The organism is Vogesella amnigena (assembly GCF_042648905.1).
Classification (GTDB): domain Bacteria; phylum Pseudomonadota; class Gammaproteobacteria; order Burkholderiales; family Chromobacteriaceae; genus Vogesella; species Vogesella amnigena.
On sequence record NZ_JBHRYH010000009.1, the window covers coordinates 164,819 to 187,877 of the forward strand.

Genomic DNA, 23,059 nt, shown 5'->3' on the forward strand with positions numbered 1-23,059 from the left:
GGCCCGTAATACACGGTGAACGCCCGGTCAGATGATCTGCAGATCGGCTTTCAGCGCCCCGGCAGACTTCATGGCCTGCAGAATCGACACCAGGTCCTGCGGTGTCGCCCCCACGGTATTGAGCGCGCTGACCACCTGCGACAGCGAGGCGCTGCGCGGCAGGTTCAGCACCTTGCCACCATCGGCCTTGACGGCAATATTTGCCTGGTTGGTGGTGACGGTATTGCCGCCGCTGAGCGGTGGCGGCTGGCTGACGCCGGGGGTGTTGCTGACGGTAACCGACAGGTTGCCATGCGCAATGGCGCACGGTTCCAGCGTTACCGCCTTGTTCATCACGATGGAGCCGGTACGGGCGTTGATGATTACCAGCGGCGTATCTTCCCCCGGTTCTACCGCGATGTTTTCCAGCCGCGACAGGAAGCGGATGCGGCTATCGCTGTCCATCGGTGCGCGCACTTCCAGGGTGGCGCCATCCAGCGCCCGCGCCACCGTGCCGCCCATCTCGCGGTTGATGGCCTGCACCACGCGGTTGGCGGTGGTGAAGTCGGATTCCTGCAGATTGAGCATTACCACCTCGCTGCCGGTGAAGGCAGTCGGCACCTCCCGTTCGATGGTGCCGCCGGAGGGAATGCGGCCAACGCTGAGCTGGTTGACCTGCGCCTTGCTGCCGCCAGATGACGCACCCGCGCCCCCTACCACCACATTACCCTGCGCCAGCGCGTAGATCTGCCCGTCGGCGCCCTTCAGCGGCGACATCAGCAAGGTGCCGCCCTTCAGGCTCTTGGCGTCGCCAATGGAGGAAACGGTAATGTCCAGCGGCTGGCCGCGACGGCCGAACGGCGGCATCACCGCGGTCAGCGATACCGCCGCCACGTTCTTGGGGTCGAGCTTGGTACCCGCCGGCACCTGGATACCCAGCTGATTGAGCATATTGGCCAGCGACTGGGTAGTGAACGGCGAGGAGCTGGACTTGTCGCCGCTGCCATCCAGGCCCACCACCAGGCCATAGCCCAGCAGCGGGTTGGAGCGCACGCCGGCCACCGTTGCCAGCTCCTTCAGACGCTGCGCCGCCAGCACATTCATGCTCAGCGCGCAGGCCAGTAGTGCCAGGCACCATTTTTTCATGCTCATATTCCGCCTCAGAAAGGAATCAGGGTCAGGAAAATCTTCTGCAGCCAACCAATATCGTTGAACAGCCGGCTGCGACCCTGGCTGACCTGCTCGATGCGGGCATCGGCCAGACGCGTGGATGCGATGGTACGGTCCTGGTTGATGTCGCGCGGATTGACCACGCCGGACAGACGGACAAACTGGTGCTCGTCATTGACCTTGAGCTGCTTTTCGCCGCTGACCAGCAGGTTGCCGTTGGCGTAGACATCGATCACCGTCACGGTAATGGTGGCCTGCAGCTTGCTGCTGTTCTTGCTGCTGCTGCTGCCATTGCTGCTGGCACTGCCGCTGCCGGAGAGGCTGGTCCCGGCCAGTTTCTTCTCGATCGCACCCGGCACGAACGGCAGGTTGAGGCTGGCGCCAATGGAACCATCGATGCTGCCATCGCGGCTACCGGCGGTATCCTCGCTGCTGGACGAGGTGGTGTTCTCCGCCACTGTCACCGTCAGGATGTCGCCCACCCGCAGCGGCACTTTGTCCTCGAAAAACGGCTGATAGCTGCCGCCCTGGAAAATGGAGCCCTCCGCCGGCACCGTCACCGCCTGTGGCTGCGGGCGCATGCTCATTGGCTGCTGGGTAATCGGTGCCGACTGGGTAGCGCAGCCGGCAAGCAGCAGCAGCGTGGTGGCGGCCAACAGCAGTTTGTTCATGATGACGATCCTGGCAACAAGGTTATGCAGCCTGCAGCATTACAGCTGGGTCAGCCGCTGCAGCATCTCGTCGGAGGTCTTGATGGCGCGCGAGTTCATTTCATAGGCGCGTTGCGCCTGGATCATGCCCACCAGTTCCTCCGCCACGTTGACGTTGGATTCCTCCAGGAAGCCCGACTTGATATTGCCAAAGCCCTGCAGACCGCCCACGCCGTTGATCGGCGCGCCGGAGGCCGGCGTTTCGCGGTACAGGTTGCCGCCCAGCGACTCCAGGCCGGCCGGGTTGATGAAATCCGCCAGTTCGATCTGACCGATATCGGTACGGGTCGCGCTGCCTGCCGGCAGGTAGGACACGGTGCCATCGGCGGCAACCTGGAAGGCGGTACCTTCCGGCAGTGTCAGTTCCGGCTGCACCGGGTAGCCCTCCGAGGTTTCCAGTCGGCCGGTGCCGCTGCGCTGCAGCTGGCCATTGCGGGTATAACCGGTTTCGCCATCCGGCATGGTGACCTTGAAAAAGCCGCGACCGTTGATCGCCAGGTCGAACACATTGTCGGTGGTGGACAGGCCGCCCTGGGTGTGCACCCGGGTGGTGGCCACCGGAGAGGAGCCCAGGCCGACATGCAGGCCGGTCGGCAGCGCCTCGCCGGTCTGCAGCTGCGAGCCCGGCTCGCGCAGGGTCTGGTACATCAGGTCGGCGAATACCGCATTGCTGCGCTTGAATGCCTTGGTGCCAACGTTGGCCAGGTTATTGGAAATGACATCCAGGCGAAACTGGCTGGATTCCATGCCGGTCTTGGCAATGTAAAGCGAACGCATCATGGTGGGATTACCTTGCGATTATGCGGCTTAGCTGTTCAGCGTCAGGATCTGGGTCGCCTGACGCGCATCCTGGTCCGCGGTCTGCATCAGGCGGACATTCAGGTCGTAGTGTTTGGCGTGGCTGATCATCTGTACCAGACTATCCACCACATTGACGTTGCTGCCTTCCAGCGCGCCACTGCGCACACGCACCGCCGGGTCGGCAGCCAGGTCTTCGCCATTGCTCTGGCGGAACAGGCCGTCGTCACCCTTGTACATGTCGCGCGGCTGCTGCGGGTTCACCAGCTTGATGCGGCCAACCTCCTGCGCCTGGCCGCCATTGGCCGGCACGGCATATACCGAACCATCCTGGCGTACATCCACCTTGCTGCCTTCCGGCACCTGCAGCGGCCCTGCCTCGCCGACGATGGCCAGCCCGCTACGGGTGCGCATGGTGCCGGTGGCATCCAGCTCGAAACCGCCGTCGCGGGTATAGGCCTCGGTACCGTCCGGCAGTTGCACGGCAAAAAAGCCCGGGGTGGTCAGCGCAAAGTCGAAATCGTTGCCGGTCTGCTGCAGCGCCCCCTGCGACAGATCGTGGCCAACGGTGTTGTCCACCTGGTAGACACGGGTGGGTGCGCCATCGCCGACTACCGGCAGCGCGCGGAACGACACCAGGTCGGCCTTGAAACCATTGGTGTGGACATTGGCAAGATTATTGGTGGTGGTCGCCTGCTGCCATTCGACATGCTTGGCGCCATTCATTGCCAGGTACAGCATCTTGTCCATCGGTTCACACCCTCAGTTCATTGATTAGCGCAGGTTCAGCAGGGTCTGCAGCACGGCATCCTGCGTCTTGATGGTCTGCGCGTTGGCCTGGTAGAAGCGCTGGGCGATGATCATGTTCACCAGTTCCTCGGTGGTATCCACGTTGGAGTCTTCCAGCGCACCGGAGCGCAGCGAGCCCATGCCGGAAGAATCCGGGCTGGCCACGCTCTTGGCGCCGGCATTGTCGGTGTATACCCAGCGGTTGTCACCTACCGGGCGCAGGCCCTGCGGGTTCACGAAGTTGTACAGCTTCACGCGGCCGATGTTCTTCACGTAACCATTGGAGAAGCGCGCGGTCACCAGTCCATCGGACGAGACGTTCACCCCGGCCAGACGCCCCAGCGGGTAACCGTCGTAGCTGAGGCGGGTCACCGAGAATTCGCCGGAGTACTGTGTGGTCTTGGCGAAATCCACGGTGATCGGGTCAGCCAGATCCAGGCCGGTGGTGGCGGCATCCATGGTGAACGTGGTCGGGAAATTGGTCTGGTCGTTGGTAACCAGCTGGCCCAGGCTGTCGAACTTGATCTGGGTACGCACGTACGGTGCCGCCGTGTTGGGAGTGGTGCCATCAGCATTGGTAATGGCGCCACCATCGATCTGGCGGTACACGTCCCATACGTTGTTGGCGCCATCACGCTTGACGAAGAAAGTGGTCAGCTCGTGCGAGGCGCCGAAGTTGTCGTAGAACTTGGTGGTATTGGTGTAGGAGTAGGAATCGCGGTTGGTCAGGCTGGGCAGATCGAAACCGCCGGGCGCTGCCGCATAGGGGATATCCGGGGTGCGGGTATCGTCGGCATCCAGGTTCAGGCTCCACACCACGTTGGTGGTCTGCTTGGCCACGCCCTCGCCTACGTTGTCGATGCTCAGCGGCTGCTCGGCACCCACTTCATTGCCGAAATCATCCAGCTTGTAACCGGTCAGGAAGTAGCCGTTATTCTCGAAGTAGCCGTTCTCGTTCAGCTTGAACTGGCCGTTGCGGGTGTAGGCGGCAATGCCGTCACCCTGCTCGTCGGAATTCACCTGAAAGAAGCCGGGGCCGGAAATCGCCAGGTCCAGCGGGTTCTGGGTGGTGGTGATATTGCCCTGGAAGAAGGCCTGCGCCACGTTCACGGTCTGCACGCCGATACCCACCTGGGTATTGCTCACCGCGGACAGGCTATTGGCGTAGATATCGGCAAACTCGGCACGCGAGCGCTTGAAGCCCACGGTGCTGGCGTTGGACACGTTGTTGCCGATCACATCCAGCTGCTTGCTGGCTGCGTTCAGACCGCTCAAACCTTGCTGAAAACCCATGATGTTCTCCTTCCAAACCTTAAGCCGTAATCAATTCCACGTCCGACAGGCTTACACGCTCACCGGAAGAAAGAACCAGACGGGGTTGTCCATTTTCAAACGCTACCGCACTCACCGAGTAACCCTGCAATGGCGTGGCTTCCACGGTTTCGCCCGCACTGCTGGCAGTGACGCGCACACCGTAGGTACCTTCAGCCACCGTATTGCCGTTGCGATCCTTGCCGTCCCAGGTGTAGCTGACCATGCCGGCCTCGCCGCCGGTCAGCTCCAGGGTGCGCAGCACACTGCCCCTGCTGTCCACGATATCCACCGACACCTTGTCGGCATCCGCGGCCAGCTTGAACAAGCCAGGAGCCGTGCCGTCCTTCAGATTGATGGCATTGCCTTCGGCCAGCACTTTCTTGCCGATCACATTGATGGCCGACATCGATTGGCCGGACACCTGCGCATCCATCATCACCTTCAGGGTAGCGTTCAGCTTTTCCAGGCCGGACACGGTGCTGATCTGCGACATCTGCGCAGTCATCTGGCTGTTGTCCATCGGGTTCAGCGGATCCTGCGACTGCATCTGGGTGGTCAGCAGCTTGAGGAAGCGGTTCTGGATTTCCTCGGCCGAGGTCATGTTCTTGCTCGACGAGGTGCTACTGGTGCCATTGATCTGATCGAGCATCGACTGGCTGTACTTGCTGTTGGCGATGGTGGACATCACTCACTCCCCAGGCTTACTGGCCCAGCTGCAGGGTCTTCTGCAGCAGGGTCTTGGCGGTATTCACAATTTCCACATTGGTCTGGTAGGAGCGCGAAGCCGAAATCATGTCGGCCATTTCCTCCACCAGATTCACGTTGGACATCTTCACGTAGCCGTTCTCGTCGGCCAGCGGGTGGCCCGGCTGGTACTTCATGCGGAACGGCGAGGTATCTTCCACCACCGCGGTGGCGCGCACGCCGGCCAGCTGCGGCGTGGCTGCGGTCACCGGCGTGGCGGTAAACACCGCGTGACGGGCACGGTACGGCTCGCCAGTAGAGCTGGTGCTGCTCTCGGCATTGGCGATATTGCTGGCTACCAGGTTCAGGCGCATCGACTGCGCGGTGAGAGCCGAGCCGGCAATATTGAAAACATTAGACAGTGACATGATTATTGACCGCCCTTGATGGCATCCATCAGGCCGCTGATACGGCGGCCCAGGAATGTCAGCGTGCTCTGGTATTTGAGTGCATTGTCGGTAAATGCCGAACGCTCGATATCCATATCCACCGTATTGCCGTCGATGCTGCGCTGTACCGCGCTGCGGTATTGCAGCTGGGCGCCGCCGGCGTGGCTGGCAACCGCCGGCAGGTGGGCGGCATCGGTACGCTGCAGCGACAGTCCGCCCTGCTGGCCGGCGGCCTGCGCCTTGAGTGCCTGGGCAAAGTCGAAATCCACAGCCTTGTAACCCGGGGTGTCGGCGTTGGCGATGTTGCTGGCAATCACTTCTGCCCGCTTGGCGCGCAGATTCAGCGAGCTTTGCAGGAAGTCGAGTTGCTGGGACATCTTGTTCAACATGGCACGTCACTCACGGTGGAATGCAGCTACATAAGCACGATGCGTGCCAACAATTTTTTACATTTCAGACTCAAGAAAATCAGGCTGTTGCCGATGGAGACAGGCGGCGGCAAGAGCAACAACGGCAAGTTTTGCCGCCCCCTGAAATGAAAAACGCCACCGTTTGCCGGTGGCGTTCTGGATTCTGGCGGCCAACGTTGGCTGCATCAGGCGTCTTCGCGGATCTCGAAGTCGTGGGTGATGTCAGCGGTCTTGCCCAGCATAATGGAAGCCGAGCAGTACTTGTCGGCCGACAGCGAGATGGCGCGCTCCACCACTTCCGGCTTCAGCCCGCGGCCAACCACCACGAAGTGGAAATGAATGCGGGTGAACACCTTGGGGTCGACCTCGGCACGGTCGGCCTCCATTTCCACCCAGCAGTCACGCACGTCCTGGCGCGATTTTTTCAGGATGCTGATCACGTCGTAGCTGGTGCAGCCGGCGGTACCCAGCAGCAGCAGTTCCATCGGGCGCGGGCCCAGGTTGCGGCCGCCGCCTTCCGGTGCGCCGTCCATCACCACCGCGTGGCCGCTACCGGTTTCCCCCATGAAACAGACACCATCCACCCACTTCAGTCTTGCCTTCATTGTTGTTCTCCGCGTGAAACAAGGCGCCTAGCCTAACATCGCCGATTTGGGCGGACAAAGAATCACCGGTAAAATGGAAAGATTGATTTGTTTTGAAGCCCGAACTAATGCTTGTTCTTGGTATTGAATCGTCCTGTGACGAAACCGGCGTAGCCCTGTACGACACCGAACGCGGCCTGGTGGCCGACCAGCTGCACAGCCAGATGGCCATGCACGCCGAATACGGCGGCGTGGTGCCGGAGCTGGCCAGCCGCGACCACATCCGCCGCATCCGCCCGCTCACCAATGCCTGTCTCGCCGAGGCCGGCATTACGCTGCAGGACATCGACGCCATCGCCTTCACCCAGGGGCCGGGCCTTGGCGGCGCGCTGCTGGTGGGCGCCAGCTTTGCCAATGCGCTGGCCTTTGGCCTGGGCAAGCCGGTGATTCCGGTGCATCACCTGGAAGGCCATTTGCTGTCGCCGCTGCTGGCCGAGCCGCGCCCCGCGTTCCCCTTCCTGGCGCTGCTGGTTTCCGGCGGCCACACCCAGATCATGGCGGTGCGTGGCGTGGGCCAGTACGAAATCCTGGGCGAAACGCTGGACGATGCCGCCGGCGAAGCCTTCGACAAGACGGCAAAACTGCTCGGTCTGCCCTACCCCGGCGGCCCGCTACTGTCGAAGCTGGCCGAGGAAGGCGACCCGGCACGCTTTACCCTGCCGCGGCCGATGCTGCGCTCCGGCGACCTGGACATGAGCTTCTCCGGCCTCAAGACCGCAGTGCTGACGCTGAGTAAACAGGTGGAAGCCGAACACGGCGGCATCGACGAGCAGGCCCGCAAGGACATCTGCCGCGCCTTCCAGGAAGCCATCGTCGAGGTACTGGTAAGCAAGTGTCAGCAAGCGCTCAAACAGACCGGCATGAACCAACTGGTGGTGGCCGGCGGCGTAGGCGCCAACAAGCAGCTGCGCGCCGCGCTGGACGCCACCGCCAAGCGCCGCAAGTTCGCGGTGTACTATCCGCCGCTGAAACTGTGCACCGACAACGGCGCCATGATCGCCTTCGCCGGCGCCATGCGCCTGCAGCAGGCACAGGCAGCCGGCGGCTTTACGGTAAAACCGCGCTGGGACTTGTCCAGCCTGCCGGCGGTTTGATCGCGACATCTAACCCCTTTTTCTTGCCACAGAACCCACGGAAGACACGGAAACCTTCGCCCCCCGCCTCCACACTTGCCTTTCAAGCCGGCGCAGGTTTTCTGTCCGTGCTTTCCGTGGGTTCCGTGGCTAAAAAAACATGATCCAGCTAAAAAACCTCACCCTGCGCCGCGGCCTGAAAGAACTGCTTGTTGCGGCCAACCTTACGATCAACCCTGGCAACAAGGTCGGCGTGGTCGGTGCCAACGGCGCCGGCAAGTCCAGTTTGTTCGCCCTGCTGCGCGGCGAGCTGCATGCAGAAAGCGGCGATGCCATCGTGCCGGCGCACTGGACCATGGCCTATGTGGCGCAGGAAACCCCGGCCCTGCAGCGCAGCGCTCTCGATTACGTGCTGGACGGTGACGTCGAGCTGCGCAGCCTGGAGCAACAGTTGGCCGCAGCCGAACAACACGGTGACGGCCATGCCATCGGCCATCTGCACGAAGAGCTGGCACGCGTGGATGGCTACGCCGCGCCATCGCGCGCCGCACGGCTGCTCACCGGCCTCGGCTTCAGCGAGCAAGGCCAGCAACGCCCGGTGGCGGAGTTCTCCGGCGGCTGGCGCATGCGCCTCAACCTGGCACAGGCGCTGATGTGCCGCTCCGACCTGCTGCTGCTGGACGAACCGACCAACCACCTGGATCTGGAAACGGTGCTGTGGCTGGAAGACTGGCTCAAGGCCTACCCCGGCACCCTGCTGGTGATCTCGCACGACCGCGACTTCCTCGATAGCGTGACCAGCCATATCGTGGAAGTGGCGTCGCAGAGCCTGACGCTGTACACCGGCAACTACAGCCAGTTCGAAGTGATGCGCGCCGAGAAGCTGTCGCGGCAACAAGGCGCCTTCGAGAAGCAGCAGCGCGAAATCGCGCACCTGGAATCGTTCATCACCCGCTTCAAGGCCAAGGCCAGCAAGGCGCGCCAGGCACAGAGCCGCGTCAAGGCACTGGAGAAACTGGAGCGCATCGCCCCGGCCCACATCGCCTCGCCGTTCGACTTCCATTTCGACACCCCGGACAACCTGCCCAACCCGCTGCTGCGGCTGGACAGCGTCAGTGTCGGTTACGGCACCACGCCGATCCTGCAGCGCATCAGCCTGTCGGTGATGGCCGGCAGCCGCATCGGCCTGCTGGGGGTGAACGGTGCCGGTAAATCCACGCTGGTGAAACTGCTGGCCGGCGAGTTGGCCGCACAGTCGGGCGAGCTGATCAGCGCGCAGATGCTGAAGATCGGCTACTTTGCCCAGCACCAGCTGGACACGCTGCGCCCGGACGAATCACCGCTGTGGCATATGCAGAAGCTGGCGCCGGATACCCGCGAGCAGGAGCTGCGCAACTTCCTCGGCGGTTTCAACTTCCGTGGCGACAGCGTGACCGACCCGGTGGGGCCGATGTCCGGTGGCGAGAAATCGCGGCTGGCACTGGCGCTGATCGTGTGGCAGAAGCCCAACCTGCTGCTGCTGGATGAACCGACCAACCACCTGGACCTGGAAATGCGCCACGCGCTGACCATGGCGCTGCAGGACTTTGCCGGCGCGCTGGTGGTGGTATCCCACGACCGCGCGCTGCTGGAAGCCACTACCGATGATTTCTGGCTGGTGGCGGACGGCGGCGTACAAGCCTTCGACGGCGATCTGGAAGACTACCGCCAGTGGCGTCTGGCACAGCTGGCACAACAGAGCCAGGCCGCACAGCCATCCGCTGGCGACGCACAGAACCTTGGCCGCAAGGAACAGAAACGCCTGGAGGCGGAAGCCCGCCAGAAGCTGTCGGTCGTGAAAAAGCCGCTGCTGACCAAGCTCGCCAAACTGGAAAAGAGCATGGCGGCGCTGTCGCAGGAAAAGGCCCAGCTGGAAGCGTTCCTGTCATCCGAGGATGCCTACAATGATGCCAACCGCCAGCAACTTGGCGACAGCGTTAAGCGCCAGGGCGAAGTGAGCAGCCAGCTGGAAGAAATCGAAATGGACTGGCTGGCGCTGCAGGAAGAGCTGGAACAACTGGAACAACAGCACGCCGTGTAAGAGCCTTGCGGCCAACCATGACGGCAGCGGCAAGGCAGTCTACAATGCCGACCTTGATCAGGAAGGATGTACCCAATGAAAATCAGCTGTAATTTCGATGCCGGCAGCATCGAGGTAGTTTCCATCACCGGATTTGACGATATCCAGCTGCGCATCCGCAAGGACAATGCCTCGGATTTCGCCCAGTGGTTCTACTTCCGCCTGCAGGGCGCTGCCTACGAGACTTGCAAGCTGCGCTTCCTGAACCTGAACGAAACCGCCTACCCGTACAGCTGGGATGGTTACCAGGCGGTAGCCTCCTACGACCGCGTGAACTGGTTCCGCGTACCCACCCACGTGGAAGGCAACGAGCTGATCATCGAGCACGCGCCACTGGCCGACAGCGTCTACTACGCCTACTTCGAGCCGTACTCGCACGAGCAGCACCTGAACCTGATCGGCATGGCGCAAAGCTCCGGCCTGTGCCAGGTATCCGACCTGGGCTCCACCGTGCAGCAGCGCGACATCAACCTGCTGACCGTGGGGCACGAAGTGGAATCGGACCTGAAAGTGTGGATCACCGCGCGCCAGCATCCGGGCGAAACCATGGCCGAGTGGTTCGTCGAAGGGCTGATCACCCGCCTGCTGGACACCCAGGACCCGACCTCGCGCGCACTGCTGGACCGTGCCACCTTCTACATCGTGCCGAACATGAACCCGGACGGCTCGGTGCTGGGCAACCTGCGTACCAATGCCGCCGGCGCCAACCTGAACCGCGAATGGTTGAACCCCAGCGTGGAAACCAGCCCGGAAGTGTTCCACGTGCGTAACAAGATGCTGGAAACCGGCGTGGACCTGTTCCTGGACATCCACGGCGACGAAACCATTCCGTACATCTTCGTGGCCGGCACCGAAGGCGTGCCCAGCTACGACGAGCGTGTCGCCAAGCTGGAAGACAAGTTCAAGCACCTGCTGCGCCTGTCCTCGCCGGACTTCCAGGACGAACACGGCTACGACAAGGACGCCCCGGGTGCGGCCAACCTGAGCATGGCCACCGCCTGGGTAGGCGAGCAGTTCAAATGCCTGGCCTACACTCTGGAAATGCCGTTCAAGGACAACGACAACCTGCCGGACGACGACTACGGCTGGAACGGTCAGCGCAGCCTGCGCCTGGGCGAGGCTACGCTGTCGGCCATCTACGGCATCCTGCAGGAACTGCGCTAAGCCGCACGCACTGCCGCCACATCACGCCGCCTCCCGCTTCCGGGGGGCGGCGTTTTGCATGCTCCCGCCAGCATAAAGACTTCAGAGCGCCTCGAAAAACCCGGATTTCCATTGGAGTGAAGACGCGGCGAGACAAGGCGCAAGCGAAAAATTTCGACGCAGCATATGTTTGATATGTAAGGAGAACTTTTTCGTGAGCAACGCAGTATCGCGACGAAAGCTGGAGTTTTGCGAGGTGACCTTCAAATCTGCGCCGAATTTGCCGATACTGACGGCATTATTCATCCACAATCCATAACAAGGGGGCTTACACCATGTCCATCATCAAGGAATTCCGTGAATTCGCCATGCGCGGCAATGTCATCGACCTGGCAGTCGGCGTGGTCATCGGCGGCGCGTTCGGCGCCATCGTCAAATCGCTGGTGGACGATGTGATCATGCCGCCCATCGGCCTGCTGATCGGCAATGTCGACTTTGCCAACCTGTTCCTGGTACTGAAGGAAGGTGCCAAGAGCGCCGCGCCCTATGCCTCGGTGGCCGCCGCCAAGGAGGCAGGCGCGGTAACGCTGAACATCGGCCTGTTCATCAATGCGCTGGTGAGCTTCACCATCGTCGCCTTTGCCATTTTCATGCTGGTAAAGGTGATCAACCGCCTCAAGCGCGAAGAAAAAGCCGAAGCCCCGGCCGAGGTTACCAGCAAGGAGTGCCGCTACTGCCTGTCCAGCATTCCGCTGAAAGCCAGCCGCTGCCCGTGCTGCACCTCGCAGCTGGATTGAGCCCACGCCAGCTGCGCCGCAGCCCGGAGAGACCTGCCAACAATAACAAACCCTCCTAACGGAGGGCTCAGGCTGCTGACAAACTACCCATTTATGCATTGCCGGACCCGGCAAAGCCGGGCCGCTCCAGCTAAGCGATTGAATCGGCAGTCTTCCTGCTTACAAAACAAAGCCCTTTTGCGAGGCAAAAGGGCTTTGTCAACACTCTGAACCCTCCTAACGGAGGGCTTTTTATTGTTGGCAGCCTGGCCGCAGAACTAGCTGGGCTGTCCACCCATCTGTGATTGCTGGTAGTTGGCCAGACCGGTCAGCTCGATCAGTTTCAGCTGCTGCTCCAGCCAGTGCGCATGATCGTTCTCGGTTTCTTCCAGCAGCACCATCAGGCCGTCGCGGGTCACGTAGTCGCGCTCTTTCTCGCACACCGCAATCACCTCCTTCAGCGCCTTGGCCACGCGGTACTCCACGTCCAGATCATTGCGCAGCATCGATGGCACATCCTCGCCCACCGCAATCGCCACCCGCTTTGCCACATTCGGCTTGCCGCCCAGGAACAGGATACGGGCGATCAGGCTGCGCGCATGCTCCAGCTCATCCTCGCGCTCGTGGTCGATGCGGGTGAACAGCTTGTCCAGCCCCCAGTCCTTGTACATTTCGGCATGAATGAAATACTGATCGGCCGCGGACAGCTCCTCGGCCAGCAACTCGTTCAGCAATTCAATGATCTTGGGGTGGCCCTGCATGGTCGGTTCCTTGTCTTTGCTGGCATTCAAGCCCGAATTCTAGTCGACACTGGCCAGAATGTCTTTGCCGTCAGCATGCGCCCGATCAGCCCGGCTACGCCTTCCGGCGGTGGCGTCGTGGATGGCGAGCCAGTACAATCGGGCGATTATTTCGCTTTCAGAATGCAGATCGAACAATGGCTATCAAATCGGACAAATGGATTCGCCGCATGGCGGAAGAACACGGCATGATCGAGCCCTTCGTCTATGACCAGGTCAAGAATGTCGATGGCCAGAAGGTGATCTCCTTCGGCACCTCCAGCTACGGCTACGATATCCGCTGCGCTGACGAGTTCAAGGTGTTCACCAACATCAACAGCACCATTGTCGACCCCAAGAATTTCGACCCGGACTCCTTCGTGGAAGTCTCCGGCAAGGGCTATTGCATCATTCCGCCCAACAGCTTCGCGCTGGCACGCACGGTGGAATACTTCCGCATTCCCCGCTCGGTACTGACCGTGTGCCTGGGCAAATCCACCTACGCGCGCTGCGGCATCATCGTCAACGTCACCCCGTTCGAGCCGGAATGGGAAGGCTACGTCACGCTGGAGTTCTCCAATACCACGCCGTTGCCGGCCAAGATCTACGCCAACGAAGGCGTGGCACAGGTACTGTTCTTCGAGTCCGACGAAATCTGCGATGTGTCCTACAAGGATCGCGCCGGCAAGTACATGGGCCAGGTCGGCGTAACCCTGCCGCGCCCCTGACCATTCGCAAGGCACTGCACAAACGCGGCCTGCTGGCCGCGTTTGTGTTTGCTGACGATTTCCTGCTCGCAATTTGGGTAGCCTGTTCTAGGATGAAATTCAGAGTCGGCCAGCACTGGCCGGTTTGGGCACAGCAAGCCGTTTCTTCCTGAGCGTTGTGGTTCCCCCTTGCCGCATCGCTCTTTTTTTAGCGACTTGTATTGCACACAACTAAATTGCACACCAAATTTCCGCGCCGCCCGACACCTGCCATGAGCCTCTATCAATACCGCTTGCGCAGCCTGGATGGCCGCGACATCAGCCTGGAAGATTACCGCGGCCAGGTGCTGTTGCTGGTAAACACCGCCAGTGCCTGCGGTTTTACGCCGCAATATCAGGCGCTGGAACAGCTGCACCGTGACTTTGGCGCGGCCGGGCTCAGCATCATCGGTTTTCCCTGCAACCAGTTCGGCGCCCAGGAACCGGGAAGCAATGCGCAGATCGGGGATTTCTGCCAGAAAAACTATGGCGTCAGCTTTCTGTTGAGCGACAAGATCGATGTCAACGGCCCGCAGGCAGATCCACTGTGGCAGCACCTCAAGCAGCAACAGGCTGGCCTGCTTGGCAGCCGGCGCATCAAGTGGAATTTCACCAAGTTCCTGGTAGACCGCCAGGGAAACGTGGTGGCGCGCTACGGCCCGCTCACCAGACCGCAAGACCTTGCCGCCCGCATCAAGACGCTGCTATGAGTGCGCCGCTGCGGCTGGAAACACAGCTGTGCTTTGCACTGTATGCTGCCAGCCGCGCCATGGCCCAGGCCTACCAGCCACTGCTGGCGCCACTTGGTCTGACCTACCCGCAGTACCTGGCCATGCTGGTACTGTGGGAAGCCGATGGCATCAGCGTGAAGCGGCTGGGCGAGCGGCTGCAGCTGGATTCCGGCACCCTCACGCCGCTGCTGAAACGGCTGGAGGCCGCCGGGCTGCTGCAACGCCAGCGCTGCAACAGTGACGAGCGCAGCGTGCTGCTGTACCTGACGGCTAGCGGCCTGGCATTGCAGCAAGCGGCGGAGCAAGTCCCGGCCAGGCTGCAGCAGTCACGCCGCTGCAGCACAAACTGCGCGGACTTGCAGCAGCAATTGCAACGGCTGATCCGCCTGCTGCAGGACACATAGCCATCAATGCAAAAGGCGCCCCGCAGGGCGCCGAGAAGCCGCTATGAGCAGAACAACACAGGGTCAGATGGTCTCGCTGGCTTTCTGGCACGGGCTGTCAAGCATCTCGCTTGCCATGGCGGCCAGCTGGTCCAGGTCCTCGTCCAGATTGGCCTGCATATGGCGCAAGGCTCCGCGCAGAATCGCGCCGGCCAGCTGCGCCTCGTCACACTGGAACACCGCCGCCATCGCGCGCAATTCGGTGCAGCATTCGTGACATAGCGGCACCTGCAGATGCCGCACCGCCGGAGCATTCAGCAAGGGCGCCAGTTCCTTGCCATCAGCCCGGTGCGCTTCCAGTTGCCGGACAAAATCATGAAGTACGTCGGTCATGGTAAACCTCCTGGGGGGAATGTTCACCACCAGCATGGCACATCGATGCCGGATGCCAAGGGACAAATCATGCCGGCTTGATCATTGGCAAGCCGGCATGCGCAGCTAGCTGACCTCGCCATCCAGATAGCGCCAGGCGCCATCTTCGCGTACGAAACGGCTGTTTTCCTGCATGCGGAATGCGCGCCCGCCCAGCTTGTAGCGGGCAACAAAGCGAACACTGCCGCTGGCATCGCCAGCCTGCCCTGCCTCATGCCCGATAACCTCCAGCCCCAGCCACTTCACGCCGTCATCGGCGGACAGATCCAGCGCTGCCGGGCGAGTAGTGCTGGCCCAGGTCTGCAACAGGTAAGGTTCGTTGCCCAGCACATAGCCGCTATAGCGCGAGCGCATCAGCTGCTCGGCAGTTTGCGGCAAGGCGCCCTGGTGATAGCGGCCACAGCATTGCTCGTACGGCAAGGGTTGGCCGCAGGGGCAGCCAGCGACAACTTGTTGCTTGCGGGATTTGCTCATTTCAGCGGCGGCAGGTTGTAGACCTTGAACATGAACTGGGTAAAGGCGGGGTTGGCAGGCTTGTTCTGCAAGCCTGGCCAGCGGCGCTGCCAGTAGCGCAGGCGGTCTTCCATCTGCTTGCGGGCGGCATCGCCGTCGATCTTGCCGGCATCACGCAACTGGGCGATCTGGTAGTACAGCCGGTAGACATCGTCGTCCACCAGGTTGCGGCCAACCAGTTTGATGCGGGTTTCACCAAGCTTTTCCGCCGCCTGTACGCGCGTCAGCTCGCCCTTTCCCACCCGGTCGGCCAGCCGGTCGGCCTCGGCCAGCAGCGCATCCGCCGCATTATTGCCGCGTGCCGGGCTGGATGACTGGCTGGAGGGGAACAGCTGTGGCAGGTTGGCGCAGCCTGCCAGCGCGGCAAGCAAAACGGCCATGAGTAGTTTGTTCATGGCCGTCATTTTAGCTTGATTCAGGATTTTGTCAGGCCAGATGCTCGAACAACGGCGTGGACAGGTAGCGCTCGCCAAACGACGGAATCACCACCACGATCAGCTTGCCGGCGTTTTCCGGGCGCTTGGCCAGCTGCAGCGCGGCCCAGACGGCGGCGCCGGAGGAGATGCCGGTAAGGATGCCTTCCTGCGATGCCATGGCGCGCGCGGTTTCGAAGGCGTCATCGTTTTTCACGCGAATGACTTCGTCGTACACCGTGGTGTTCAGGATTGGCGGCACAAAACCGGCACCGATACCCTGGATCGGGTGCGGGCCTTTGGCGCCACCGGACAACACCGGCGAGGCATCCGGCTCCACCGCCACGATCTGCACCCCCGGCTTGCGGGCCTTCAGCACCTCACCCACGCCGGTGATGGTGCCACCGGTACCCACACCGGCCACGAAAATGTCTACCTGGCCATCGGTATCGTTCCACACTTCCTCGGCGGTGGAGCGACGGTGGATTTCCGGGTTGGCCGGGTTTTCGAACTGCTGCGGCATGAAGTGGGTAGCCGGATTGGCTTCCACGATCTCTTTTGCCTTGGCAATGGCCCCGCCCATGCCGTCCGGGCCCGGGGTCAGCACCAGCTCGGCACCATAGGCGCGCAGCAGCTGACGGCGCTCGCGGCTCATGGTTTCCGGCATGGTGATCACCAGCTTGTAGCCACGCGCGGCACAGACCATGGCCAGGCCGATGCCGGTGTTGCCGGAGGTCGGTTCCACGATCACGGTATCCGGGCCGATCTTGCCGGCGGCTTCGGCGGCATCGATCATCGATACCGCGATACGATCTTTCACACTGTGCGCCGGGTTGAAGAACTCCAGCTTGGCCACCACGGTGGCGCCGACACCGGCAGTCACGCGGTTCAGGCGAACCAGCGGGGTATTGCCGATGAGATCAGTTACGGTAGCAGCGATGCGCATGGACTTATTCTCCAATCTTGTTAACGGCCAATCCGTTATTCTGGACAATTCTAAACAGCGAAATGCTGCTTAGCTAATACCGATTTCTGCTAAGTTTTTTACTCCCGGTGAGCATCAGCTGATGCCGGGCATTACCCGACAGCCGGCCTGCCACACGGCATCGTCGTAGGCTACCAGCACAATGCGCTGCAGCTGGTGCGGCGGCGGCGCTTCCAGCCAGTCGGTGATCTGCTGCCAGGCGATATGCATGGCGGACAATACCGGGTAGCCATATACCCCGCAGCTGATGGCGGAAAACGCCAGGCTTTTCACGCCTTTCTCTGCAGCCGTATCCAGGCTGCGGCGGTAACAGCTGGCCAGCAGCTCGCCCTCGCCTTCATCCCCACCGCGCCACACCGGCCCTACAGTATGAAAGACATAACGGCACGGCAGCTTGAAGCCGGGCGTCACCCGCACGTCGCCGGTAGGGCAATGCCCGATCAGCATGCAGGCCTGCAGCAGCTCGGGCCCGGCGGCGCGGTGAATGGCGCCATCGACACCGCCGCCGCCGCGCAAGCCGTTGTTGGCCGCGTTGACGATGGCATCGACTTCCAGCCGGGTGATATCGCCACGCCACAGTTCGATGGTGACGCCGTGCTTGCGTGTCAGCATGCCTGCCTCCTTGCGGCCAACCTTAGCCGCAGCATTTGTTCCGCCGCCTGTTCCAGCCAAGGCGCTGCCTGTTGCATGGCATCGGCCAGCGATGCCGGGCCGGGGCAAAGCGAAAAACAGCCGTCAAACGCCTCGCTCAGCGCGGCACTACCCTCCACCGCGCCAGACAGCAGGCTCACCGCCACGCCATGCTCGCGTGCCCGCTGTGCAACCAGTGCCGGCGCCTTGCCGTGCAGGGTCTGGCTATCGCTGCGCCCTTCGCCGGTGATCACCCAGTCGGCAGTGGCAATGCGTGCCGCCAGACCATTTGCCGCCGCCAGCGCGGCAGCACCGGACTGCTGGCGCGCGCCCAGCCACTGCAACGCAAAGCCCATGCCTCCCGCAGCGCCACCACCGGCCACCTGCGGCGGCAGCCCAGGCTTTTGCCGCAACAGCGCACAAGCCAGACTCTGTAACGCGGCATCGAAGCGCGGCAGGTCTTGCGCCAGCAAACCCTTCTGCGGGCCGAACACGGCGCTGGCACCCTGCGGGCCACACAAGGGGTTGCCGACATCGGACCACACTTCCAGCTGCACGCCAGCCAGCCGCGGGTCGAGCCCGCTCTCATCAAAGTAGACTGCCGGCGGCCAACTTGCCGGCAAAGGCGGCAGCTGGCTGCCGTCCGCCGCCAGCCAGCGTCCACCCAGCGCCGCTAGCAGGCCAGCGCCGCCATCGTTGGTACTGGAGCCACCCAGCGCGACCGCGATGCGCCGACAGCCGGCATCCAGCATCTGGCGCAGCAGCTCGCCCACGCCACCGCTGTGGCGTTCGGCAAGCAGGCTGGCGCCGACATCCGGCAGACCCACCACCTGCGCCACTTCCAGTACCGCCAGCTCAGCGCCCTGCAGCCACTGCACCGGGCGCAAGCGGCCCTCGGCATCGTGCACCGTGGCGGTACGCAGTTGGCCGCAGCCGGCGCTGGCCAAGGCCAGCAATGTCCCCTCGCCTCCATCCGCCATCGGGCAGATATCCAACGCGATATCCGGCAGCACCCGCTGCAGGCCACGGCCGATGGCTGCCGCCACCTCGGCAGCTGCCAGGCTGCCCTTGAATGAATCCGGTGCCAGTACGCACCTCATGCGCCCTCCTTTGGCCACTGCAGGCTTGGCCACAAATAGGGGCATCGAAACACCCAGCTTGCCGGGCAAGCACGGCGCAAGGCCCCCAAACACAAAAGCCCCGCATTGGCGGGGCTACAGTGTAAGGCGCGTCAGGCTTCAGCGCTTGCCGAAATGGTATGGCGATAGTGCGTAGTACGGGTTGAGCGGGTGCCAGCCGGCCAGTGCCTTGCGTCGATCGCTCAGGCGTGCACGTACCGCACCGGCGAAAAAGGCCAGCACGCCGCCCAGCAGCGGCAGTACCAGAAAATACAGCAGTACCAGGGCCAACAGGTTTTGCATGATCTGCTCCTTGCTTGATGTGTATACATTATCCGGCAGCAGAGCCGAGTTGGCGTTCAGAAACAGGACATTGGCTTTGTGCGGTGCGACATAAACAGCCGGGACAGCGTATGCGCGCCCCCTGCACGCAGACATGACAAAGCCCTTGCGCGTACACGCAAGGGCTTTGTCAGCAGGCCGAAAGCCGGCAGCTGTCGGTGGCTCAGGCGGCTACCGGCGGCTCCTTCTGCAGCATGGCCAGCAAGGTGGCGACGCGCTCTTTCAGCTCGCGACGATCGACGATCATGTCGATGGCACCCTTTTCCATCAGGAACTCGGAACGCTGGAAGCCTTCCGGCAGGGTTTCGCGCACGGTCTGCTCGATCACGCGCGGGCCGGCAAAGCCGATCAGTGCGCCCGGCTCGCCGATCACCACGTCGCCCAGGAAGGCGAAGGAGGCGGAAACGCCGCCCATGGTCGGGTCGGTGAGAATGGAGATGAACGGCAGCTGGTAGTCGCTCAGCAGTTGCAGCGCGGCCGAGGTCTTGGCCATCTGCATCAGCGAGTTCAGGCCCTCCTGCATGCGCGCGCCTCCGGAGGCGGCCACGCAGATGAACGGCGCGCGCGCTTCCACCGCGGCTTGCACGCCGCGCACGAAACGCTCGCCCACTACCGAGCCCATCGAGCCGCCGATGAAGCGGAACTCGAAGGCGGCCACTACGGCCGGCAGGTTGTGGATGCTGCCCTGCATCACCACCAGCGCGTCATCCTCGCCGGTGCTGCCTTGCGCGGCGGTCAGGCGGTCCGGATAGCGCTTGCTGTCCTTGAACTTCAGAATATCCACCGGCTTGACGTCGGCGCCGATCTCGCGGCGGCCTTCCTCATCCAGCAGCATGTCGATGCGCGCGCGCGCATCGATGGCGTGATGATGGCCACACTTGGGGCAGACCTGCAGGTTGTTTTGGAGGTCGGTGTGATACAGCACCGCCTCGCAGGCCGGGCACTTGCTCCACAGCCCCTCCGGTACCGCCGACGATTTCACAGTGCGGGTTTCGCGCTTGATTTTCGGCGGCAGGAGTTTGTTCAACCAGCTCATGCTGACTCCTTGAATCAAATACTGCGGCCAACCTGGCGTTGGCCGCAGTGCTACTGGCACGGGTGTCCAGCGTTATCCTAAGATCCTGTTTGCGCTCTGCTGTACGCCATGAACGCAAACCGGCCTTAACGGGTGGCGGCCTTCAATGTGGCCACCAGACGGGTCAACTGCTCTCTGGCAGTTTCTGGTGTAGCCGCCTCGATTTCCTGTACCAGACGGCTGCCCACCACTACCGCGTCGGCGGTGCCGGCGATAGCGCGGGTGGTCTCGGCATCGCGAATGCCGAAGCCGACGCCGATCGGTACCTCGATAAATTGTCTGAGGGCGGCAATTTTACGCGCTACGTCGGCAATGTCCAGATTTCCTGCGCCGGTAACGCCTTTTAATGACACATAGTAGACATAGCCCTGGGCGTGACGGGCAATTTCACGCACCCGCGCTTCCGGGGTGGTGGGGGCGATCAGGAACACCGGATCCAGCCCGGCGGCAGTGAGCGCGGCGGACAGTTCGCCAGCCTCTTCCGGCGGGCAGTCCACGGTCAGCACGCCATCCACACCGGCAGCAGCAGCCTGCTGGGCAAACTGCGAGTAGCCAAGGACATGCACCGGGTTGAGGTAGCCCATCAGCACCACCGGAGTGGACTGGTTGCGCTGGCGGAAGGTTTTCACCATTTCCAGCACGTCACGCAGGCTCACCTTGTGTAGCAGTGCGCGCTCGCTGGCGCGCTGGATCACCGGGCCGTCGGCCATCGGGTCGGAGAACGGAATGCCCAGTTCGATGATGTCGGCGCCGCCGTCCACCAGGCCGTGCATCAGATCCACGGTGAGGTTCGGGTGCGGGTCACCAGCGGTAATGAAGGGAATCAGCGCTTTTTCGCCGGTGGCCTTCAGGCGGGCAAAGGTTGCAGCAATACGGTTCATGGCAGGTTTCCTTGCTGGGCCGGCGTTGCACGCGGCCCGCGTATGAAATTGCCAGGGCTTGGCCGCATGCGGCCACCCCCTGGATGCTTACAGTGTCAGCCCCATCAGGCCGGCAACGGTGTTGATGTCCTTGTCGCCACGGCCGGACAGCGTTACCAGAATGGCCTTGTCCTTCGCCATGGTGGGCGCCAGTTTTACCGCCTGCGCCAGCGCATGGCTGGATTCCAGTGCCGGGATGATGCCTTCCAGACGGCAGCAGTCGTGGAACGCGGCCAGGGCCTCCTGGTCGGTTACCGCCACGTAGTCGGCGCGGCCGCTGTCTTTCAACCAGGAATGCTCCGGACCTACCCCCGGGTAATCCAGGCCAGCGGAGATGGAATGGGTTTCGACAACCTGGCCATCGGTATCCTGCATCAGGTAGCTGCGCGAACCGTGCAGTACGCCAACCGGCGCATTGGAGGCCAGCGGCGCGGCGTGGCGACCAGTTTCCAGGCCGTCGCCGGCCGGCTCCACGCCCAGCAGGCGCACGCCCGGCACGTCGAGATACGGGTAGAAGGTGCCGATGGCGTTGGAACCGCCACCCACGCAGGCCATCACCACATCCGGCTGGCGGCCGAGGATTTCCGGCATCTGCACCTTGGCTTCCTCGCCGATCACCGACACGAAGTCACGCACCAGCATCGGGTACGGGTGCGGGCCGGCAGCGGTGCCCAGGATGTAGAAGGTGCTGTCGATATTGGTTACCCAGTCGCGCATCGCTTCGTTCAGGGCATCCTTCAGCGTCTTGGAGCCGGATTCCACCGGTACCACGGTAGCGCCCAGCAGCTTCATGCGGAACACGTTGGGCGCCTGGCGCTTGATGTCCTCCGCCCCCATGTACACCACACACTCCATGCCATAGCGCGCTGCCACGGTGGCGGTAGCCACGCCATGCTGACCGGCGCCGGTTTCGGCAATCACACGCTTCTTGCCCATGCGGCGTGCCAGCAAGGCCTGGCCGATGGCGTTGTTGATCTTGTGCGCGCCGGTATGGTTGAGGTCTTCGCGCTTGAGGAACACCTGCGCGCCACCCAGCAGCTCGGACCAGCGCTTGGCGTGGTAGATGGGGCTGGGGCGGCCGACAAAGTGTTTCAGCTCGTAATGGAATTCCTGCCAGAAGGCCGGATCTGCCTTGGCACGGGCGTACTCGGCTTTCAGCTCGTCCAAGGCAGCCATCAAGGTCTCGGCAACGTAGACACCACCGTACGGGCCGTAGTGGCCGCGTGCATCGGGGAAGTCGTATTGGCTCATGGCATGCTCCTGATAGTGGGTGTGTGCCGGCTTACACCGGCCTCATTGATATCGATACGTCATTCTGTGCCGCGCGTACCGCGGCGATAAAACTGGCCATGCGCTGCGGGCTCTTGATGCCCTTGCCGCTTTCCACGCCGCTGGAAACATCCACTGCGGCGGGGCTGACACGTGCGACTGCAGCGGCCACATTGTGTTCGTCCAGCCCGCCGGACAGGACCAGCGGCAGTGGCAGCTGCGGCGGAATCAGCGTCCAGTCGAAAGTCTTGCCGGTACCGCCGTGCGCGCCTTCCACGAAGGCGTCGGTCAGCAGGCCGCGGGCATCATGATACTGCGCCGCCAGCGCCATGAGGTCGGTCCCAGGCTGTACGCGCACCGCTTTCAGATAAGGGCGCTGGAAACTGCGGCAGAATTCCGGGCTTTCCTCGCCGTGGAACTGCAGGATGTCGATGGCGCAGTGCGCCAGCACGTTTTCCACTTCCTCGCGGCTGGCGTTGACGAACAACGCCACCACGCTGACGAACGGTGGCAGCGCGGCAATGATGGCCTGCGCCTGGGCAATGCTCACGTGCCGCGGGCTCGGCGCATAGAACACCAGGCCGATGGCGTCGGCACCAAGCCTGGCCGCAGCCAGCGCGTCTTCCGGGCGGGTGAAACCGCAAATCTTGATACGCGCGCTCATG

The 23,059-nt window shown here is 62.6% G+C and carries 29 protein-coding genes; 7 read left to right on the forward strand and 22 right to left on the reverse strand.

Annotated elements, in window-relative coordinates:
* Positions 1–27: 27 nt before the first annotated feature.
* The 9 genes from ACFOKJ_RS04310 to ACFOKJ_RS04350 all read right to left on the reverse strand — a co-directional run bounded on the left by ACFOKJ_RS04310 (position 28) and on the right by ACFOKJ_RS04350 (position 6,908).
* Positions 28–1,125 (reverse strand): flagellar basal body P-ring protein FlgI, encoded by a 1,098-nt coding sequence (locus tag ACFOKJ_RS04310; protein ID WP_390276883.1) that lies wholly within the window; start codon positions 1,123–1,125, stop codon positions 28–30.
* A 14-nt stretch (positions 1,126–1,139) separates the two neighbouring features.
* Complete coding sequence (locus ACFOKJ_RS04315) at positions 1,140–1,820, reverse strand: flagellar basal body L-ring protein FlgH (protein WP_390276884.1); 681 nt, start codon at positions 1,818–1,820, stop codon at positions 1,140–1,142.
* Between the two features lie 39 nt (positions 1,821–1,859).
* Positions 1,860–2,639: a flagellar basal-body rod protein FlgG gene (flgG, locus tag ACFOKJ_RS04320; protein WP_390276885.1), complete on the reverse strand. Its 780-nt coding sequence runs from the start codon at positions 2,637–2,639 to the stop codon at positions 1,860–1,862.
* 27 nt (positions 2,640–2,666) lie between these two features.
* Complete coding sequence (gene flgF, locus ACFOKJ_RS04325; protein ID WP_390276886.1) at positions 2,667–3,407, reverse strand: flagellar basal-body rod protein FlgF; 741 nt, start codon at positions 3,405–3,407, stop codon at positions 2,667–2,669.
* 24 nt (positions 3,408–3,431) lie between these two features.
* Entirely contained in the window at positions 3,432–4,739 is a 1,308-nt protein-coding gene (gene flgE / locus ACFOKJ_RS04330) for a flagellar hook protein FlgE (protein WP_390276887.1), read from the reverse strand.
* A gap of 19 nt (positions 4,740–4,758) precedes the next feature.
* Positions 4,759–5,445: a flagellar hook assembly protein FlgD gene (locus ACFOKJ_RS04335; protein WP_390276888.1), complete on the reverse strand. Its 687-nt coding sequence runs from the start codon at positions 5,443–5,445 to the stop codon at positions 4,759–4,761.
* Positions 5,446–5,461: 16 nt separating this feature from the next.
* Positions 5,462–5,872: a flagellar basal body rod protein FlgC gene (gene flgC, locus ACFOKJ_RS04340; protein WP_390276889.1), complete on the reverse strand. Its 411-nt coding sequence runs from the start codon at positions 5,870–5,872 to the stop codon at positions 5,462–5,464.
* A gap of 2 nt (positions 5,873–5,874) precedes the next feature.
* Complete coding sequence (gene flgB, locus ACFOKJ_RS04345) at positions 5,875–6,270, reverse strand: flagellar basal body rod protein FlgB (RefSeq protein ID WP_390276890.1); 396 nt, start codon at positions 6,268–6,270, stop codon at positions 5,875–5,877.
* A gap of 218 nt (positions 6,271–6,488) precedes the next feature.
* Positions 6,489–6,908 carry an OsmC family protein gene (locus ACFOKJ_RS04350; protein WP_390276891.1) on the reverse strand — a complete coding sequence of 140 codons (420 nt, stop codon included), beginning with the start codon at positions 6,906–6,908 and terminating at the stop codon, positions 6,489–6,491.
* A 107-nt stretch (positions 6,909–7,015) separates the two neighbouring features.
* Between ACFOKJ_RS04350 and tsaD the strand changes: the two genes are divergently transcribed.
* The 3 genes from tsaD (at position 7,016) to ACFOKJ_RS04365 (ending at position 11,303) form a co-directional block, all read left to right on the forward strand.
* A complete protein-coding gene (tsaD, locus tag ACFOKJ_RS04355; protein ID WP_390276892.1) occupies positions 7,016–8,041 on the forward strand; it encodes a tRNA (adenosine(37)-N6)-threonylcarbamoyltransferase complex transferase subunit TsaD in 1,026 nt (341 codons plus the stop codon).
* Positions 8,042–8,180: 139 nt separating this feature from the next.
* Entirely contained in the window at positions 8,181–10,100 is a 1,920-nt protein-coding gene (locus tag ACFOKJ_RS04360) for an ATP-binding cassette domain-containing protein (protein ID WP_390276894.1), read from the forward strand.
* Positions 10,101–10,175: 75 nt separating this feature from the next.
* Entirely contained in the window at positions 10,176–11,303 is a 1,128-nt protein-coding gene (locus ACFOKJ_RS04365; RefSeq protein WP_390276895.1) for a M14 family metallopeptidase, read from the forward strand.
* A gap of 81 nt (positions 11,304–11,384) precedes the next feature.
* Here ACFOKJ_RS04365 and ACFOKJ_RS04370 read toward each other — a convergent pair whose 3' ends face one another.
* Positions 11,385–11,588 carry a hypothetical protein gene (locus ACFOKJ_RS04370; RefSeq protein ID WP_390276896.1) on the reverse strand — a complete coding sequence of 68 codons (204 nt, stop codon included), beginning with the start codon at positions 11,586–11,588 and terminating at the stop codon, positions 11,385–11,387.
* Between the two features lie 29 nt (positions 11,589–11,617).
* On the opposite strand from ACFOKJ_RS04370, the gene mscL reads away from it, so the two are divergent.
* On the forward strand, positions 11,618–12,079 hold the full coding sequence (gene mscL / locus ACFOKJ_RS04375; RefSeq protein ID WP_390276897.1) for a large conductance mechanosensitive channel protein MscL: 462 nt from the start codon (positions 11,618–11,620) through the stop codon (positions 12,077–12,079).
* Between the two features lie 257 nt (positions 12,080–12,336).
* On the opposite strand, the gene bfr is transcribed toward mscL, so the two are convergent.
* Positions 12,337–12,819: a bacterioferritin gene (gene bfr, locus ACFOKJ_RS04380; RefSeq protein WP_390276969.1), complete on the reverse strand. Its 483-nt coding sequence runs from the start codon at positions 12,817–12,819 to the stop codon at positions 12,337–12,339.
* 176 nt (positions 12,820–12,995) lie between these two features.
* Here bfr and dcd point away from each other — a divergent pair, with 176 nt between their 5' ends.
* The 3 genes from dcd to ACFOKJ_RS04395 all read left to right on the forward strand — a co-directional run bounded on the left by dcd (position 12,996) and on the right by ACFOKJ_RS04395 (position 14,718).
* The gene (gene dcd, locus ACFOKJ_RS04385) at positions 12,996–13,565 is read left to right on the forward strand and encodes a dCTP deaminase (protein ID WP_390276898.1); all 570 of its coding nucleotides are present in this window, start codon (positions 12,996–12,998) and stop codon (positions 13,563–13,565) included.
* 251 nt (positions 13,566–13,816) lie between these two features.
* Complete coding sequence (locus ACFOKJ_RS04390) at positions 13,817–14,293, forward strand: glutathione peroxidase (protein ID WP_390276900.1); 477 nt, start codon at positions 13,817–13,819, stop codon at positions 14,291–14,293.
* A complete protein-coding gene (locus ACFOKJ_RS04395; protein ID WP_390276902.1) occupies positions 14,290–14,718 on the forward strand; it encodes a MarR family winged helix-turn-helix transcriptional regulator in 429 nt (142 codons plus the stop codon). Before ACFOKJ_RS04390 ends, ACFOKJ_RS04395 begins: the two co-directional genes overlap by 4 nt.
* Before the next feature lie 63 nt (positions 14,719–14,781).
* Here the strand turns inward: ACFOKJ_RS04395 and ACFOKJ_RS04400 are convergent, their stop codons facing one another.
* The 11 genes from ACFOKJ_RS04400 to ACFOKJ_RS04450 all read right to left on the reverse strand — a co-directional run bounded on the left by ACFOKJ_RS04400 (position 14,782) and on the right by ACFOKJ_RS04450 (position 23,058).
* Entirely contained in the window at positions 14,782–15,090 is a 309-nt protein-coding gene (locus ACFOKJ_RS04400; RefSeq protein ID WP_390276903.1) for a hypothetical protein, read from the reverse strand.
* A 105-nt stretch (positions 15,091–15,195) separates the two neighbouring features.
* Positions 15,196–15,603 (reverse strand): YchJ family protein, encoded by a 408-nt coding sequence (locus ACFOKJ_RS04405; RefSeq protein WP_390276905.1) that lies wholly within the window; start codon positions 15,601–15,603, stop codon positions 15,196–15,198.
* Positions 15,600–16,022 carry a hypothetical protein gene (locus ACFOKJ_RS04410; RefSeq protein ID WP_390276907.1) on the reverse strand — a complete coding sequence of 141 codons (423 nt, stop codon included), beginning with the start codon at positions 16,020–16,022 and terminating at the stop codon, positions 15,600–15,602. The genes ACFOKJ_RS04405 and ACFOKJ_RS04410 overlap by 4 nt, the downstream gene beginning before the upstream one ends.
* A gap of 46 nt (positions 16,023–16,068) precedes the next feature.
* Positions 16,069–17,001: a cysteine synthase A gene (cysK, locus tag ACFOKJ_RS04415; RefSeq protein WP_390276908.1), complete on the reverse strand. Its 933-nt coding sequence runs from the start codon at positions 16,999–17,001 to the stop codon at positions 16,069–16,071.
* 114 nt (positions 17,002–17,115) lie between these two features.
* A complete protein-coding gene (locus ACFOKJ_RS04420; protein ID WP_390276909.1) occupies positions 17,116–17,652 on the reverse strand; it encodes a macro domain-containing protein in 537 nt (178 codons plus the stop codon).
* On the reverse strand, positions 17,646–18,770 hold the full coding sequence (locus ACFOKJ_RS04425; protein WP_390276910.1) for a glycerate kinase: 1,125 nt from the start codon (positions 18,768–18,770) through the stop codon (positions 17,646–17,648). The genes ACFOKJ_RS04420 and ACFOKJ_RS04425 overlap by 7 nt, the downstream gene beginning before the upstream one ends.
* Positions 18,771–18,908: 138 nt before the next feature.
* Positions 18,909–19,091, reverse strand: coding sequence for a hypothetical protein (locus ACFOKJ_RS04430; protein WP_390276911.1), 183 nt, complete (start codon positions 19,089–19,091; stop codon positions 18,909–18,911).
* Positions 19,092–19,293: 202 nt separating this feature from the next.
* The gene (gene accD / locus ACFOKJ_RS04435) at positions 19,294–20,166 is read right to left on the reverse strand and encodes an acetyl-CoA carboxylase, carboxyltransferase subunit beta (protein WP_390276912.1); all 873 of its coding nucleotides are present in this window, start codon (positions 20,164–20,166) and stop codon (positions 19,294–19,296) included.
* A gap of 125 nt (positions 20,167–20,291) precedes the next feature.
* The gene (gene trpA, locus ACFOKJ_RS04440) at positions 20,292–21,086 is read right to left on the reverse strand and encodes a tryptophan synthase subunit alpha (RefSeq protein WP_390276913.1); all 795 of its coding nucleotides are present in this window, start codon (positions 21,084–21,086) and stop codon (positions 20,292–20,294) included.
* Positions 21,087–21,173: 87 nt separating this feature from the next.
* Entirely contained in the window at positions 21,174–22,376 is a 1,203-nt protein-coding gene (gene trpB / locus ACFOKJ_RS04445) for a tryptophan synthase subunit beta (protein ID WP_390276914.1), read from the reverse strand.
* 31 nt (positions 22,377–22,407) lie between these two features.
* The gene (locus ACFOKJ_RS04450) at positions 22,408–23,058 is read right to left on the reverse strand and encodes a phosphoribosylanthranilate isomerase (protein ID WP_390276915.1); all 651 of its coding nucleotides are present in this window, start codon (positions 23,056–23,058) and stop codon (positions 22,408–22,410) included.
* Position 23,059: the final 1 nt, after the last annotated feature.

Coding starts and splice junctions, on each gene's coding strand:
- dcd (WP_390276898.1), top strand. CDS start 12,996: ATGGCTATCAAATCGGACAAATGGATTCGCCGCATGGCGGAAGAACAC.
- ACFOKJ_RS04365 (WP_390276895.1), top strand. CDS start 10,176: ATGAAAATCAGCTGTAATTTCGATGCCGGCAGCATCGAGGTAGTTTCC.
- ACFOKJ_RS04410 (WP_390276907.1), bottom strand. CDS start 16,022: ATGGCCGTTTTGCTTGCCGCGCTGGCAGGCTGCGCCAACCTGCCACAG.
- accD (WP_390276912.1), bottom strand. CDS start 20,166: ATGAGCTGGTTGAACAAACTCCTGCCGCCGAAAATCAAGCGCGAAACC.
- trpB (WP_390276914.1), bottom strand. CDS start 22,376: ATGAGCCAATACGACTTCCCCGATGCACGCGGCCACTACGGCCCGTAC.
- flgG (WP_390276885.1), bottom strand. CDS start 2,639: ATGATGCGTTCGCTTTACATTGCCAAGACCGGCATGGAATCCAGCCAG.
- flgB (WP_390276890.1), bottom strand. CDS start 6,270: ATGTCCCAGCAACTCGACTTCCTGCAAAGCTCGCTGAATCTGCGCGCC.
- ACFOKJ_RS04420 (WP_390276909.1), bottom strand. CDS start 17,652: ATGCTGACACGCAAGCACGGCGTCACCATCGAACTGTGGCGTGGCGAT.
- bfr (WP_390276969.1), bottom strand. CDS start 12,819: ATGCAGGGCCACCCCAAGATCATTGAATTGCTGAACGAGTTGCTGGCC.
- trpA (WP_390276913.1), bottom strand. CDS start 21,086: ATGAACCGTATTGCTGCAACCTTTGCCCGCCTGAAGGCCACCGGCGAA.
- mscL (WP_390276897.1), top strand. CDS start 11,618: ATGTCCATCATCAAGGAATTCCGTGAATTCGCCATGCGCGGCAATGTC.
- ACFOKJ_RS04370 (WP_390276896.1), bottom strand. CDS start 11,588: ATGAATAATGCCGTCAGTATCGGCAAATTCGGCGCAGATTTGAAGGTC.
- flgC (WP_390276889.1), bottom strand. CDS start 5,872: ATGTCACTGTCTAATGTTTTCAATATTGCCGGCTCGGCTCTCACCGCG.
- ACFOKJ_RS04450 (WP_390276915.1), bottom strand. CDS start 23,058: ATGAGCGCGCGTATCAAGATTTGCGGTTTCACCCGCCCGGAAGACGCG.
- ACFOKJ_RS04360 (WP_390276894.1), top strand. CDS start 8,181: ATGATCCAGCTAAAAAACCTCACCCTGCGCCGCGGCCTGAAAGAACTG.
- ACFOKJ_RS04350 (WP_390276891.1), bottom strand. CDS start 6,908: ATGAAGGCAAGACTGAAGTGGGTGGATGGTGTCTGTTTCATGGGGGAA.
- ACFOKJ_RS04310 (WP_390276883.1), bottom strand. CDS start 1,125: ATGAAAAAATGGTGCCTGGCACTACTGGCCTGCGCGCTGAGCATGAAT.
- ACFOKJ_RS04400 (WP_390276903.1), bottom strand. CDS start 15,090: ATGACCGACGTACTTCATGATTTTGTCCGGCAACTGGAAGCGCACCGG.
- flgE (WP_390276887.1), bottom strand. CDS start 4,739: ATGGGTTTTCAGCAAGGTTTGAGCGGTCTGAACGCAGCCAGCAAGCAG.
- ACFOKJ_RS04390 (WP_390276900.1), top strand. CDS start 13,817: ATGAGCCTCTATCAATACCGCTTGCGCAGCCTGGATGGCCGCGACATC.
- ACFOKJ_RS04430 (WP_390276911.1), bottom strand. CDS start 19,091: ATGCAAAACCTGTTGGCCCTGGTACTGCTGTATTTTCTGGTACTGCCG.
- ACFOKJ_RS04315 (WP_390276884.1), bottom strand. CDS start 1,820: ATGAACAAACTGCTGTTGGCCGCCACCACGCTGCTGCTGCTTGCCGGC.
- ACFOKJ_RS04425 (WP_390276910.1), bottom strand. CDS start 18,770: ATGAGGTGCGTACTGGCACCGGATTCATTCAAGGGCAGCCTGGCAGCT.
- cysK (WP_390276908.1), bottom strand. CDS start 17,001: ATGCGCATCGCTGCTACCGTAACTGATCTCATCGGCAATACCCCGCTG.
- tsaD (WP_390276892.1), top strand. CDS start 7,016: ATGCTTGTTCTTGGTATTGAATCGTCCTGTGACGAAACCGGCGTAGCC.
- ACFOKJ_RS04335 (WP_390276888.1), bottom strand. CDS start 5,445: ATGTCCACCATCGCCAACAGCAAGTACAGCCAGTCGATGCTCGATCAG.
- ACFOKJ_RS04395 (WP_390276902.1), top strand. CDS start 14,290: ATGAGTGCGCCGCTGCGGCTGGAAACACAGCTGTGCTTTGCACTGTAT.
- ACFOKJ_RS04405 (WP_390276905.1), bottom strand. CDS start 15,603: ATGAGCAAATCCCGCAAGCAACAAGTTGTCGCTGGCTGCCCCTGCGGC.
- flgF (WP_390276886.1), bottom strand. CDS start 3,407: ATGGACAAGATGCTGTACCTGGCAATGAATGGCGCCAAGCATGTCGAA.